Here is a 13,129-nt window from a genome sequence, read left to right on the forward strand (position 1 = left end):
CACGACGCCCTTCGCCCGTGCGCGCTACACTCGCCCGGTCCGCCACCGTCAAGAGAGCCCCCCGTATCGATGGAAATCGTCTTCACCGTCCTCATCCTGTTGCTCGCCGTCGCGCTGTCCGGCATCGCGATCCGGCTGCTGCCCTGGCGCCCGCCCCTGCCGCTGGTGCAGATCGCGATCGGCTCCCTGCTCGCCTGGCCCAGGCTCGGCCTGCACGTGAGTTTCGATCCCGAGATCTTCATGCTGCTGTTCATCCCGCCGCTGCTGTTCGCCGACGGCTGGCGGATCCCCAAGCGCGAGCTCTACCTGCAGCGGCGCGCGATCCTGATGCTGGCCTTCGGGCTGGTGTTCATCACCGTGGTCGGCGTGGGTTATTTCGCGCACTGGCTGATCCCGGGCCTGCCGCTGCCGGTCGCCTTCGCGCTGGCCGCGGTGCTCTCGCCGACCGACGCGGTGGCGCTGTCGGGCATCGCCGGCAAGGGCCGGATTCCCGCGCAACTGACCCACATCCTCGAAGGCGAGGCGCTGATGAACGACGCCTCGGGCCTGGTCGCGCTGAAGTTCGCGATCGCCGCGGCGCTCACTGGCGTGTTCTCGCTGCGCGAGGCCTCGCTCAATTTCGTGATCGTCGCCTCGGGCGGGCTGGCGGTGGGCGCGCTGCTGGCCTGGCTGTTCAGCACGCTGTCGACGCGCTTCCTGAACGCGGCCCAGGAAGGCGACCCGGCGCCGGGCATCGTGATGACCCTGCTGATCCCGTTCGCCTCCTACCTGATCGCCGAGCACTTCGAACTGTCAGGCATCCTCTCGGCCGTGGCGGCCGGGATGATGATGAACTACACCAGCTTCTCGCGCAGCAGCACGGTGGCCGCGCGCGTACGCGCCGAGAGCACCTGGTCGATGATCGAGTTCGTGTTCAACGGCATGGTGTTCATCATGCTGGGCCTGCAGATGCCGCAGATCATCGGCCGCGCGCTGCTGTCGGCGCATCACGAGAGCGATGCGCTGGTGGCGGCCATGATCGGCTACGTGCTGGCGATGATGGCCGCGCTCTACCTGATCCGCTTCGCCTGGGTCTGGCTGCTGCGCTGGTTCGCCAGCAAGCGCGCCGCGCGGCGCGGCATGACGGGCTCCTGGGCGGGCTTTCGCACCGTGGCGCTGATGACGGTGGGCGGCGTGCGCGGCGCCATCACGCTGGCCGGCGTGCTGTCGCTGCCGGTGGCGCTCGGCGACGGCACGCCGCTGGCCGGGCGCGACACGGCGATCTTCATCGCCTCGGGCGTGATCCTCGGCTCGCTGCTGGTGGCCGTATTCGGCCTGCCGCTGCTGCTGCGCGGCCTGCGCACCACGCCGAACCCGCATGCGCACGAGGAACGCGCGGCACGCGCGGCCGCCGCCCAGGCCGCGATCCGCGCGATCGACGCGACCCATGACACGCTCACGGAAACGCTCGACGAAGCCGACGCGGCACGCTGCGCCGACCTGACCGCGCGCGTGATGGATCTCTACCGGCGCCGCCTGGTGAGCCTCGACGATGCCGACGACGCGGCCACGCTGCGCGCCGAGGCCAAGCAGGCCGAGAAGATGGAGCTGCAAATGAAGATCGCGGCGGTGCGCGCCGAACGCGCGGCGCTGTACCGGATGCGCGCCGAGCAGAAGATCAACGACGAAACGCTCGGCAAGCTGATGCGCGAGGTCGACCTGTCGGAGACGGCGCTGTCGACGCGCAAGAAAGGGCTGGTCTGAGGGCACGGGCCCGACGATCGACCGAGCGGCGGGCAGGTGCGGCGGCGACGGCTCACGCCGGCCGCCGCACCGTTCACTTCGCCACCACCACCGGGATGCCGCGCAGCGCGCCGCCGCCCTTGATCGACTCGATGGCATGCGCGACCGCCGCGCTGGTGCTCGCCTCGACGCCGGCCGCGAGCGCCAGCGGCCGCTCGGCGCGCTTCATGGCCGCCACGCTGGCCAGCTTCACCGGCCCGTAACCGCGCACGCGGGCAGGTAGCGCCGCCAGCGCGGCCACCGCCTCGGCCACCTCGGCCGAGCGCGACTGCAGCGCCGCGAAGGCGCGCGTCATCGTCACTTCGTAATCGTCGGCCAGCGCGCGCTCCATGCGCCGCTCCTCGGTGCGCCCGAACGGATCGAGCAGGCTGCCGCGCAGCGCGCGAAAGCGCGCGAGCATGCCGAGCACGGGCCACATCCAGCCGCCGAAACTTTGCTTCCTCGGCCGCGCGCCGTCGCGGCTCCTGGCCGTGGTGGGCGGCGCCATGTGGAAGCGCAGGCGGTAGTCGCTGCCGGCGGTGCCCTCGAACTGCGCTGCCAGCGCCGCGCGGAAGCTGCCATCGCTATAGAGCCGCGCCACCTCGTATTCGTCCTTCACGGCCAGCAGGCGATAAAAGGTGGTCGCCACCGCCTCGGCCACGCGCTCGTCGCCGGTGGCGCGCGCGGCGCCGACCAGCGCGCGGTAACGCTCGACGTAGCGGCGCCCGCCATAGGCATCGAGCCGCCCGGCGCGATCCTCGACCAGCTCGTCGAGCGTGCGCGGCGCCACCACCTGCGGCAGCGGATGCCGCGCGTTCCACAACGCGTCGAGCCCGGCCGGATCGGCGGCGGCCATGCGCCCGATCGCGAAGGCCAGCCGGTTGGCGGCCACCGCCACGCCGTTCAGCTCGATCGCGCGCATCAGCGCGTCCAGCGAGACCGGCACACGCCCCAGCTGCCAGGCGAAACCGAGCATCAGGATGTTCGCGCCGATGCTGTCGCCGAGGAACCTGGCGACCAGCGCCTGGGCATCGCAGTCGCTCACGAAGTCCTCGCCGGCCGCGTGGCGCATCTTGTCGAGCAGCGCCTCGGCATGCAGGCTCGCGTCGGGATCGCGCACGAAGGCGGCGTTCGGAATCCGGTGCGTGTTGACCACGATCCGCGTGCGCGCATGGCGCACCGTCTGCAGCGCCTCGGCGCTGGCGCCCACCACCATGTCGCAAGCCAGCAGCACGTCGGCCTGTTGCGTGTCGATGCGCACCTGGTTCAGCCATTCGTCGCGCGCGGCGATCCGCACGTAGGACAGCACCGAGCCGCCCTTCTGCGCGAAGCCCATGAAGTCGAGCACCGAGGCGCTCTTGCCTTCCAGGTGCGCGGCCATGCTGATCAGCGCGCCGACCGTCACCACGCCGGTGCCGCCCACGCCCGTCACCAGCATGTCGTAGGGCGCCGCGTCGAGCCGCGCGGCCGGCAGCGGCAGCGCCTCGACGCTCGCGGCCAGCGCGGCCTCGTCGAAGGCGATGCCGGCCGCCTTCTTCAGCGCCGCGCCCTCCACCGTCACGAAGCTCGGGCAGAAGCCGTTCACGCAGGAATAGTCCTTGTTGCAGGAGGATTGGTCGATGCGGCGCTTGCGGCCCAGCGGCGTCTCCACCGGCTCCACCGACAGGCAGTTCGACTGCACGCCGCAATCGCCGCAACCCTCGCAGACAGCCTCGTTGATGAAGGCGCGCCGCGCCGGGTCGGGACACTCGCCCTTCTTGCGGCGGCGCCGCTTCTCGGCCGCGCAGGTCTGGTCGTAGATCAGCACCGTCACGCCGTCGGTGTCGCGCAGCTCGCGCTGCACGGCATCGAGCTCGTCGCGGTGATGGAAGGTGGTGCCGCGCGGGAACTGGTCGCGATGGCCGTCGTACTTTTCCGGCTCGTCGGATACCACCACGAAGCGCGACACGCCCTCGGCCTCCACCTGCCGCGCGATCTGCGGCACCGACAGGCTGCCGTCGACGGGCTGGCCGCCCGTCATCGCCACCGCGTCGTTGTAGAGGATCTTGTAGGTGAGCGTGGCGCGCGCGGCCACCGCCTGGCGGATCGCCAGGATGCCTGAATGAAAGTAGGTGCCGTCGCCGAGGTTCTGGAACACGTGGCGCGTGTTGGTGAACATCGCGTGCGCGGCCCAGTCGACGCCCTCGCCGCCCATCTGGATCAGCCCGGTGGTGTCGCGCTCCATCCACGAGGCCATGAAGTGGCAGCCGATTCCCGCCTGCGCGATCGAGCCTTCAGGCACCTTGGTCGAGGTGTTGTGCGGGCAGCCCGAGCAGAAGTAGGGCGTGCGCTTCACCGCGTCGGCCTCGTTGGAGAGGATGTCCGGCGCGATCAGCTCGACCACGCGCTCGCGGCGGTCCAGCGCCGGGCGATGCCGCGCCAGCCAGTCGGCGAACACCGGCAGCACGCGCGAGGGCCGCAGTTCGCCGAGCGCCGAGAGCAGCGGCGCGCCCTGCGCGTCGTGCTTGCCGAGCACGCGCGGACGCGCGCCCTCGACGCGGTTGTAGAGATGGTCCTTGATCTGCTGCTCGATCACCGGGCCCTTCTCCTCGATCACCAGCACTTCCTCGAGCCCCTCGACGAAGCGCTCCAGCCGCGTGGTCTCGAGCGGAAAGGACAGGCCGACCTTGTAGATGCGCACGCCGGCCGCGTCGAGGTCGGCCACCGTCAGGTCGAGCCGCCGCAGCGCTTCCATCAGGTCGAGATGGGCCTTGCCGCAGGTCACGATGCCCACGCTCGCGCGCGGGCTGGGCGCCACCCAGCGGTCGATGCTGTTGTGCTTGGCGAAGTGGCGCACCGCGTCGAGCTTGGCCGCCAGCCGCGCCTCGATCGACAGGCTCGGCAGGTCGGGCCAGCGATTGTGCAGGCCGCCGGCCGGCGCGGCGAAGGCGGGTGGCTCGGGCCAGTCGGTGACGAGCGCGTCGAGGTCGACGGTCGAGCCCGATTCCACCGTCTCCGAGATCGCCTTGAAGCCGACCCAGGCGCCCGAGAAACGCGACAGCGCCCAGCCGTAGAGACCGAACTCCAGCATGTCGGCGATGTTGGAAGGGTTCACCACCGGCATCTGCCAGCCGATCATCGAGAAATCGCTCTGGTGCGGCATCGAGGACGAGACGCAGCCGTGGTCGTCGCCGGCCACCACCAGCACGCCGCCATGCGGGGAGGCGCCATAGGCGTTGCCGTGCTTGAGCGCGTCGCCGGCGCGATCGACGCCGGGGCCCTTGCCGTACCACATCGCGAACACGCCCTCGACGGTGCGCTCCGGGTCGGCCTCGACGCGCTGCGTGCCGAGCACCGCCGTGCCGCCCAGCTCCTCGTTGATGGCGGGCAGGAAGCGCACGCGGGCCGCGTCGAGCAGCTTCTTCGCCTTCCACATCTGCTGGTCGACCATGCCCAGCGGCGAGCCGCGGTAGCCGCTGACGAAACCGGCCGAGTCGATCGCGTGCGCGGCGTCGCGCTCGCGCTGCATCAGCATCAGGCGCACCAGCGCCTGGGTGCCGGTCAGGAACACGCGGCCGCGCGTGGCGGTGAGATTGTCGGTGAGGCGGTAGTCGGCGAGGGCGGGGGTGCCGTCCAGCGGCGGTCGGGCGGTCATGAGGCTTGTCTCCGGGGATTGGGCTGCGGCTGTCTGTCGCTATCAGTTGGCACTATTTTTCGCCGCCATTAGAAGAATTGTTTTTCTGATCCTGCTCGGGATTTCTTGAATCGAGCAAGTTCCCTCGCCAATTTCACGAATTTCGAGAGAAATCTCGCGCATCTTGATCGACCGCAAATCTCCCTCGCTTCGTTTTTATATTTCAACTATTATCGAAACATGGAAACGAACCAAGCCGTCCGCGCCCTCGGGGCACTCGCCCAGGCATCCCGCCTGGGCATTTTTCGTCTGCTCGTCGAGGCCGGCCCCGTCGGCATGGCCGCCGGGCAGATCGCCGAGCAACTGGGCATCGCGCCCTCCTCGCTGTCGTTCCACATGAAGGAGCTGACGCACGCCGAACTGGTGACGGTCGAGCAGCGCGGCCGCTTCATGATCTACGCGGCCAACTATGCGCAGATGAACGCGCTGATGGGCTTCCTGACCGAGAACTGCTGCGCCGGCCAGGCCTGCGCGGCGACCGAGGCGCCCGCCTGCTGCCCGCCCTCTCCCCCTTCCTGCTGATCCCGCCCGCCATGTCCAGCTCACCCGTCACGGGGCGCGGCCACACCGCCGCGCCCGCCATCGGCCGCTTCGAACGCTACCTGAGCCTCTGGGTCGTGCTCTGCATCCTGGCCGGCATCGCGCTCGGCCGCCTGCTGCCCGGGCTGTTCGGGGCCGTCGGCGGCATGGAGCTGGCCCACGTCAACCTGCCGGTCGGCCTGCTGATCTGGGTGATGATCGTGCCGATGCTGATCAAGGTCGATTTCGGCGCCTTGTCGGGGCTGCGGCGCCACGCGCGCGGCATCGGCGTCACGCTGGCGGTCAACTGGCTGGTCAAGCCGTTCTCGATGGCCCTGCTGGGCTGGCTGTTCCTGCGGCAGTGCTTCGCCGCCTGGCTGCCCGCCGGGCAGCTCGACAGCTACCTGGCCGGCCTGATCCTGCTGGCCGCCGCGCCCTGCACCGCGATGGTGTTCGTGTGGAGCCGGCTGACCGGCGGCGACCCGCTGTTCACGCTGTCCCAGGTCGCGCTCAACGACGCGATCATGGTGTTCGCCTTCGCGCCGCTGGTGGGCCTGCTGCTCGGCGCGAGCGCGATCGCGGTGCCCTGGGCGACGCTGGGCGCCTCGGTGCTGCTCTACATCGTGCTGCCGGTGCTGCTGGCCCAGTTCGCCAGGAAGCGGCTGCTGGCGCGCGGCCCGGCGCGCTTCGAGGCGGCCCTGGCCGCGCTGGGGCCCTGGTCGATCGCCGCCCTGCTGGCCACCCTGGTGCTGCTGTTCGGCTTCCAGGGCGAGGCGATCCTGCGCCAGCCGCTGGTGATCGCGCTGCTCGCCGTGCCGATCCTGGTGCAGGTGCTGTTCAACGCGGGCCTCGCCTACTGGCTGAACCGCGCGCTCGGCGAGCGGCACGAGATCGCCGGCCCCTCGGCGCTGATCGGCGCCTCCAATTTCTTCGAACTGGCGGTCGCCACCGCCATCGGCCTGTTCGGCCTGCAATCGGGCGCCGCGCTCGCCACCGTGGTGGGCGTGCTGATCGAGGTGCCGGTGATGCTGCTGGTGGTGCGCGTCGTCAACCGCTCGCGCGCCTGGTACGAGCGCGCCTGACTTCCCAAGGAGAGCCTCATGAGCGAGGTCACCATCTATCACAACCCCGATTGCGGGACCTCGCGCAACACGCTCGCGATGATCCGCCACGCCGGCATCGAGCCGCGTATCGTCCACTACCTGCTCACGCCGCCCGATCGCGACACGCTGCTCGGGTTGATCGCGGCGATGGGCATCGCCCCTCGCGAATTGCTCCGCCGCAAGGACACGCCCCACGAGGCGCTCGGGCTCGACGATCCGGCCTGGCGCGACGAGCAGTTGATCGACTTCATGCTCGCGCATCCGATCCTGATCAACCGGCCGATCGTGGTCACGCCGCGCGGCACGCGGCTCTGCCGTCCTTCCGAGACGGTGCTCGAGCTGTTGCCGGCGGGCCCGCGAGGACCGTTCGCGAAGGAGGACGGCGAAGTGGTGATCGACGCGGAGGGCCGACGTGTCCGCCCCGCTTGATACCCTGCTGCCGCAATTGGACGCCGCCGCGTTTCGTGTGCCGGCGCTCGCCGAGCTGCTCGGCAAACCCGCGCCCGATCACGCGCCGCGTTTCCTGCTGCTGCACGGCTCGTTGCGCGAACGCTCCTACAGCCGCCTGCTCGCGCAGGAAGCAGCGCGCCTGCTGAGCGCGATGGGCGGCGAGGTGAGGCTCTACGATCCGCATGGCCTGCCGCTGCCCGACGACGCGCCGGAAACGCATCCGAAGGTGGCCGAGCTGCGCGAGCTCGCGCAATGGTCGGAAGGCATGGTGTGGTGCTCGCCCGAGCGTCACGGCGCGATGACCGGCATCATGAAATCGCAGATCGACTGGATCCCCCTCGCGAGCGGCGCGATCCGCCCGACCCAGGGCAAGACGCTGGCGCTGATGCAGGTCAGCGGCGGCTCCCAGTCGTTCAATGCGCTCAACCAGATGCGCGTGCTCGGCCGCTGGATGCGCATGCTGACGATCCCGAACCAGTCCTCGGTGGCCAAGGCCTACCAGGAGTTCGACGAGGACGGCCGGATGAAGCCGTCGCCCTATTTCGATCGGGTGGTCGACGTGATGGAGGAACTGATGAAGTTCACCCTGCTCACGCGCGGCGCCGGCAGCTATCTGGTGGATCGCTACAGCGAACGGCGCGAGCAGGCCGAGGCGCTGTCCAAGCGCATGAACCAGGCCAGCCTCTGAACGATATTCCGGTCTGCCAACGAAAAAGCGGGAACGCCTTCGCGTTCCCGCTTTTCCTTCGCGCGCCAGTCGCGAGCGCTGCGCTTACTTCCGGTCGACCACGATCCGGTCGAAGGTACCGCCGTCGGCGAAATGCGTCTTCTGCACCTGGTCCCAGCTGCCGAACACCTGCTCGACGCTGAAGGTCTTGAGCGGCTTGAACTCGGCCGCGTGCTGCTTGAGCACGGCCGGATCGCGCGGGCGCAGGTGGTGCTGCGCGATGATCTCCTGCCCGGCCGGCGAATACAGGTAGTCGAGATAGGCCTGCGCCACCTTGCGCGTGCCCTTCTTGTCGACCACCTTGTCGACCAGCGCCACGGGCGGCTCGGCCAGGATGCTGCTGGACGGATAGACCGCGTCGAACTGCTGGCCCGAGCTGCCGCTGTCCATCAGCGCGACCTCGTTCTCGAAGGTCACCAGCACGTCGCCGATCTCGCGCTGCGTGAAGGTGGTGGTGGCGCCGCGACCGCCCGCGTCGAGCACCGGCACGTTGCGGAAGATCGCCTTCTCGAACTCGAGCGCCTGCTCGTCGCTGGCGCCCTTGAGCTTCTGGTAGCCCCAGGCGGCCAGGTAGGCGTAGCGGCCGTTGCCCGAGGTCTTCGGGTTGGCGATCACCACCTGCACGCCGGGCTTGGCCAGGTCGCTCCAGTCGCGGATCTGCTTGGGGTTGCCGTGGCGCACCAGGAACACCATGGTGGTCGAGTACGGCGAGCTGTTGTCGGGCAGGCGCTTGCGCCAGTCCTTGGGCAGCAACTGGCCGCGCTCGGCGAGCAGGTCGATGTCGTTGGGCTGGTTCATGGTGACCACGTCGGCCTGCAGGCCTTGCAGCACCGACAGCGCCTGCGCGCTGGAGGCGCCGTGCGACTGGCGGATCGAGACGGTCTCGCCGGTCTTCTGCTTCCAGGCGGCGGCGAAACCGGCGTCGATATCCTTGTAGAGCTCGCGCGTCACGTCGTAGGACACGTTCAGCAACGCGGTGTCCGCGTGCGCGGCCGGCGCCGCCGCGACGATCGCCGCCGCCGCGCCCGCGATCAGCCAGCGGCCGATCCCTTGCTTCTGGTTCATCGAAACCCCTGTGTGGTTGGTCTGGTCGGCCTGTCAGCCATTGGTAAACCTGATCGGCGATTGTAGCGAGGCGCATCGCGCGGCCCTAAGATTCAATCGTCCTTAGGTCACAACCAAAAGTCATTTGACGACGTGCCGGCCGCCGCGCGGGGCTGGCCGCCGGGCGCGGCGCGATGCTAAGATGGCCGCTCGTTTCCTCACGGTCCCGCCATGTCGCCCTTCGCGATTTCGCTCCTGTCGCCCTGCCAGCTTCGCGCCGCCTCGTCCGGGTCGGCCGCCGTGCTCGCGCGCGCAGCCGTGCTGAAACTGAAAAAACGACTTCTCGACTGACGGGGAGTCGCGTCCCGTCAGGCGTGAAGCCGGACGGGAATCCACCTGGGTCGCTCGACCCTGCCACTCCCCGGTCCGGCGCCCGCCGGCGGAACGTTCCCTCCATCACCACGTTCCCGACCGAGGTTTTGCATGTCCATCGATTTTTCCGGTATCTGGCTGCCGATCGTCACGCCCTTCGCGGGCGAGGCCGTCGATCACGACGCGCTCGCGCGGCTCGCCCGGCATTACGGCCAGGCCGGCATCGCCGGCTTCGTCGCCTGCGCGACCACCGGCGAGGGCGCCCTGCTCGACGCCGACGAACAGGCCGCCGTGTTCGCCACGCTGCGCGCCGCCGTGCCGGCCGCGCCGATCGTGCTGGGGCTCTCGCGCAGCGCGACGCGCGGCGCGGTGCAACGCGCGCGCGAGCTGGCCGCGCTCGCGCCCGACGGCCTGCTGGTCACGCCGCCCACCTATGTAAGGCCGACCCAGGACGGCATCCGCCGCCACTTCGAGGCGCTCGCGCAAGCCGCCGACCTGCCGCTGCTGGTCTACAACATCCCGTATCGCACCGGGGTGAACGTCGAGCTCGATACCTTGAAGGCACTGGCCGAGGACGCGCGGATCGCCGGCATCAAGGAATGCGGCGGCTCGATCGACCGGATGATGCGGCTCGTGCACGAGACGCCGCTGCGCGTGTTCTCCGGCGACGACAACCAGAACTTCGCGGCGCATTGCGTGGGCGCGCACGGCGCGATCGCGAGCTCGGCGCACCTGTTCCCGGCCCTGCACGTACGGGTGCGCGAGCGGATCCTGGCCGGCGAGCTGGCCGAGGCGCGGCGGCTCGCGGTGGCGCTGCAGCCGCTGGTGCAGGTGCTGTTCGAGGAACCGAACCCGGCGCCGGTGAAGGCCGCGCTGGCCGACGAGGGCTGGTGCGCGAACGCCTTGCGGCTGCCCTTCGTGCCGGCCGGCGAGGCGCTGGTGGAGAGGATGCGGCGCGTGATCGAGACGGTTCAGCGGACCGAGGCGGCGTCGACGGCCTGAGCCAGGCGGCGCGGCACGCTCGCGCCGGGCTTCACGCGCGCGTCGCACCGGCGGGCGATACTATGGCCCGCCCTCAACCGCCCGCGCCAAGGAGATCCGAGATGTTCCGAGCGGCTGCCCTGTCCGTCCTGTCGATCACGCTGATGCTGGCCGCCTGCAGCGACGATTCGCACCCGGCCCCGCCCGCCGATGCGGCCTCGTCGCCCTCGGCGAGCGGCGGCGAGGCCAGCGCGTTCAACGGCGGCGCCGCCTCCGCGCCGGTGCCGGCCTCGGGGCAACCGCCGCTGGCGCCGCCGGTGGTCCACTACCCGCCCGCGACGGGCGCCTCGGAGGCCGAACCGCCGCCCGGCGGCCCCGGCAACCCAGGCTCGGCGGTGCCGCCCGGCGGCGCGCCGAACGGCGATGCAAACGGCGACGCCGGCCCGCCCTCGGGCATCCCGCCCAGCCGCTTGCCCGATTCGGGCGCGGGCAATACGCGCTCGCGCGGCTGAAGCGCGCGAGGCGCTTCGGGAATCGGCGGAATCGGCGTGTGACGGGCGGCGCGAGCGCCGCTCAGATCGCGAAGGCCGGCGCGCGCTGCGGCAGGCTCGGCGCGCGACGCTCGAGCCGCTCGCCTTCCTCGTCGTCGCGAAAGCGCTGAGGCGCCGCGCAATGGACCAGCGTATCGATGAAATACTTGGCGCGCGGCCAGGGCCCGAAGCCCGACGCGGTATTGATATGGCCCGCGTCGCCGAGATTGACGAAGGCGCTGCCCAGATGGCGCGCCAGCTCGCGCGCGTCGGCCAGCGCCATCCAGGGATCGGTCTCGCTGCCGATCAGGATCGAGGGCACCGGCAGGCGCCGCGCCTCGAAGCTGCCGGCGAAGGCGAACTTGGCCGGGCTGGCGGGTGCCACGAACAGCACGCCGGCCACGTCCGCGGCCAGGTCGCCGCGCAGCAGCGCGTGGGCCGCGGCCAGGCAGCCGAAGCTGTGCGCGGCCAGCACGAAGGGGCCGCGTTCGCGCGCCAGCGTGTCGCGCACCGCATTGGCCCAGCGCGCCAGATGCGGTGCCTCCCAATCGTCCTGCTCGATACGCAGCGTGCGCGCGAACTGACGCTCCAGCCAGGACTGCCAGTGGGCGCCCTCGCTGCCATGCAGGCCGGGCACGGTCACGACACGCGGCGGCCACGCCGATTTGCTGCAGTTGGACATCGCATCTCCCTCGCTAGCGGTCGAACCCGGATCGATTGTCGGCCGCGTGCCGGGCCCGGCGAACCAATTTTTCCTGCTTAGCAATTTCGACGCTGCGGCGCCAGATCGCACGACGCCGTAGAATGGCCGTTTCCGCGCGACGGGGCCGGATTCCGATGTCGATTCCCGGCCACATGTGCGCGCGACACAAGACCGGGACGATCCCGGCGCCAGCCAGAAAGCAGCCCCTTACCGTTTCGCGCGCCCGCCGCATCGGCGCGCGCGCAAGCCCGACGACGATCATGCAGATCCTGTTCCACTACATCAACGGTGATTTCGACGAATGGCAGCGCGAGCTGCGCGCGCGGCTGCCCGAAGCGACGCTGCGCGCCTGGCAGCCCGGCGACACGGCGCGCGCCGACTACGCGCTGGTGTGGCGCCCGCCCGCCGAGATGCTGGCGCCGCGCGAGGGCCTGAAGGCGGTGTTCAATCTCGGCGCCGGCGTCGACGCGCTGCTGGCCCTGGAGCGCGAGCGCCCCGGCACGCTGCCGGCCGGCGTGCCGCTGGTGCGGCTCGAGGACAGCGGCATGGCGCAGCAGATGATCGAGTACATCGCCTATGGCGCGCTGCGCTACCTGCGCCGCTTCGACGACTACGCCGCGCTGCAGCGCGAGCATCGCTGGCAGCGGCTCGACGCGCATGCGCGCCGCGACTTCGCGGTCGGCGTGCTCGGGCTCGGCGCGCTGGGCACCCCGGTGGCGCGCGCGCTGGCCGGGCTGGGCCTGACGGTGCGCGGCTTCAGCCGAAGCGCGAAGTCGATCGAGGGCATCGCCTGCTTCCACGGCACGCCGCGCGCCGGCGATGCCGGCTTCGAGGCCTTCGCCGACGGCCTCAAGCTGCTGGTCAACCTGCTGCCGAGCACGCCCGATACCGAGGGCGTGCTCAACGCCGAGACCTTCCGGCGCCTCGCCCCGCATGCCTACCTGATCAACGTGGCGCGCGGCGCGCACCTGGTCGAGGCCGACCTGCTGGAGGCGCTCGCCGCCGGCCGCATCGAGGCGGCCCTGCTCGACGTGCTGCGCGAGGAACCGCTGCCGGCCGGCCATCCGTTCTGGAGCCATCCGCGCATCAGCATCACGCCGCACATCTCGGCCGATACCGAACGCGACAGCGCGCTCGCGCAGATCGCCGCGAAGATCCGCGCCTTCGAGCGCGGCGAGCCGGTCGGCGGCATCGTCGACCTGGCGCGCGGCTACTGAGGGCCCGCCGAGCGCCCCGCATCACGATCCCCTGGTGCGCCACCGCCAC

General features: G+C 70.6%; 11 protein-coding genes. 8 read left to right on the forward strand and 3 right to left on the reverse strand.

Translation table 11 applies throughout. The features are described from left to right. Positions 1-69: 69 nt before the first annotated feature. Positions 70-1,743, forward strand: coding sequence for a Na+/H+ antiporter (locus BM43_RS22475; protein WP_013699556.1), 1,674 nt, complete (start codon positions 70-72; stop codon positions 1,741-1,743). A gap of 73 nt (positions 1,744-1,816) precedes the next feature. Here BM43_RS22475 and BM43_RS22480 read toward each other — a convergent pair whose 3' ends face one another. Further along, the gene (locus BM43_RS22480; RefSeq protein ID WP_036048976.1) at positions 1,817-5,395 is read right to left on the reverse strand and encodes an indolepyruvate ferredoxin oxidoreductase family protein; all 3,579 of its coding nucleotides are present in this window, start codon (positions 5,393-5,395) and stop codon (positions 1,817-1,819) included. 219 nt (positions 5,396-5,614) lie between these two features. On the opposite strand from BM43_RS22480, the gene BM43_RS22485 reads away from it, so the two are divergent. Genes BM43_RS22485 through arsH form a run of 4 tightly spaced genes read left to right on the forward strand, consistent with a single transcriptional unit; the run spans position 5,615 to position 8,194 of the window. Then, positions 5,615-5,956, forward strand: coding sequence for an ArsR/SmtB family transcription factor (locus BM43_RS22485; protein WP_036037712.1), 342 nt, complete (start codon positions 5,615-5,617; stop codon positions 5,954-5,956). A gap of 11 nt (positions 5,957-5,967) precedes the next feature. Then, a complete protein-coding gene (arsB, locus tag BM43_RS22490; protein ID WP_036048974.1) occupies positions 5,968-7,035 on the forward strand; it encodes an ACR3 family arsenite efflux transporter in 1,068 nt (355 codons plus the stop codon). A gap of 18 nt (positions 7,036-7,053) precedes the next feature. Continuing rightward, on the forward strand, positions 7,054-7,485 hold the full coding sequence (gene arsC / locus BM43_RS22495) for an arsenate reductase (glutaredoxin) (RefSeq protein WP_036048973.1): 432 nt from the start codon (positions 7,054-7,056) through the stop codon (positions 7,483-7,485). Beyond that, positions 7,469-8,194 (forward strand): arsenical resistance protein ArsH, encoded by a 726-nt coding sequence (gene arsH, locus BM43_RS22500; RefSeq protein ID WP_036048971.1) that lies wholly within the window; start codon positions 7,469-7,471, stop codon positions 8,192-8,194. Before arsC ends, arsH begins: the two co-directional genes overlap by 17 nt. 84 nt (positions 8,195-8,278) lie before the next feature. Here arsH and BM43_RS22505 read toward each other — a convergent pair whose 3' ends face one another. Then, entirely contained in the window at positions 8,279-9,298 is a 1,020-nt protein-coding gene (locus BM43_RS22505; RefSeq protein ID WP_036037706.1) for a sulfate ABC transporter substrate-binding protein, read from the reverse strand. A gap of 462 nt (positions 9,299-9,760) precedes the next feature. Here BM43_RS22505 and dapA point away from each other — a divergent pair, with 462 nt between their 5' ends. Beyond that, the gene (gene dapA / locus BM43_RS22510) at positions 9,761-10,651 is read left to right on the forward strand and encodes a 4-hydroxy-tetrahydrodipicolinate synthase (RefSeq protein ID WP_036048969.1); all 891 of its coding nucleotides are present in this window, start codon (positions 9,761-9,763) and stop codon (positions 10,649-10,651) included. 101 nt (positions 10,652-10,752) lie between these two features. Continuing rightward, complete coding sequence (locus BM43_RS37850; protein ID WP_063769146.1) at positions 10,753-11,142, forward strand: hypothetical protein; 390 nt, start codon at positions 10,753-10,755, stop codon at positions 11,140-11,142. A 61-nt stretch (positions 11,143-11,203) separates the two neighbouring features. On the opposite strand, the gene BM43_RS22520 is transcribed toward BM43_RS37850, so the two are convergent. Next, positions 11,204-11,842, reverse strand: a complete 639-nt coding sequence (locus BM43_RS22520) for an RBBP9/YdeN family alpha/beta hydrolase (RefSeq protein WP_036048968.1) — start codon at positions 11,840-11,842, stop codon at positions 11,204-11,206. A 281-nt stretch (positions 11,843-12,123) separates the two neighbouring features. Between BM43_RS22520 and BM43_RS22530 the strand changes: the two genes are divergently transcribed. Next, positions 12,124-13,080, forward strand: coding sequence for a 2-hydroxyacid dehydrogenase (locus tag BM43_RS22530; RefSeq protein WP_036048966.1), 957 nt, complete (start codon positions 12,124-12,126; stop codon positions 13,078-13,080). Positions 13,081-13,129 lie beyond the last annotated feature (49 nt).

This window comes from Burkholderia gladioli (assembly GCF_000959725.1).
Classification (GTDB): Bacteria; Pseudomonadota; Gammaproteobacteria; order Burkholderiales; family Burkholderiaceae; genus Burkholderia; species Burkholderia gladioli.

What these genes read in the sequence shown, in the direction of transcription:
- BM43_RS22505 (WP_036037706.1), bottom strand. Translation starts at nt 9,298, where the DNA reads ATGAACCAGAAGCAAGGGATCGGCCGCTGGCTGATCGCGGGCGCGGCG.
- arsB (WP_036048974.1), top strand. Translation starts at nt 5,968, where the DNA reads ATGTCCAGCTCACCCGTCACGGGGCGCGGCCACACCGCCGCGCCCGCC.
- BM43_RS22520 (WP_036048968.1), bottom strand. Translation starts at nt 11,842, where the DNA reads ATGTCCAACTGCAGCAAATCGGCGTGGCCGCCGCGTGTCGTGACCGTG.
- BM43_RS22530 (WP_036048966.1), top strand. Translation starts at nt 12,124, where the DNA reads ATGCAGATCCTGTTCCACTACATCAACGGTGATTTCGACGAATGGCAG.
- BM43_RS22485 (WP_036037712.1), top strand. Translation starts at nt 5,615, where the DNA reads ATGGAAACGAACCAAGCCGTCCGCGCCCTCGGGGCACTCGCCCAGGCA.
- dapA (WP_036048969.1), top strand. Translation starts at nt 9,761, where the DNA reads ATGTCCATCGATTTTTCCGGTATCTGGCTGCCGATCGTCACGCCCTTC.
- BM43_RS37850 (WP_063769146.1), top strand. Translation starts at nt 10,753, where the DNA reads ATGTTCCGAGCGGCTGCCCTGTCCGTCCTGTCGATCACGCTGATGCTG.
- arsC (WP_036048973.1), top strand. Translation starts at nt 7,054, where the DNA reads ATGAGCGAGGTCACCATCTATCACAACCCCGATTGCGGGACCTCGCGC.
- BM43_RS22480 (WP_036048976.1), bottom strand. Translation starts at nt 5,395, where the DNA reads ATGACCGCCCGACCGCCGCTGGACGGCACCCCCGCCCTCGCCGACTAC.
- BM43_RS22475 (WP_013699556.1), top strand. Translation starts at nt 70, where the DNA reads ATGGAAATCGTCTTCACCGTCCTCATCCTGTTGCTCGCCGTCGCGCTG.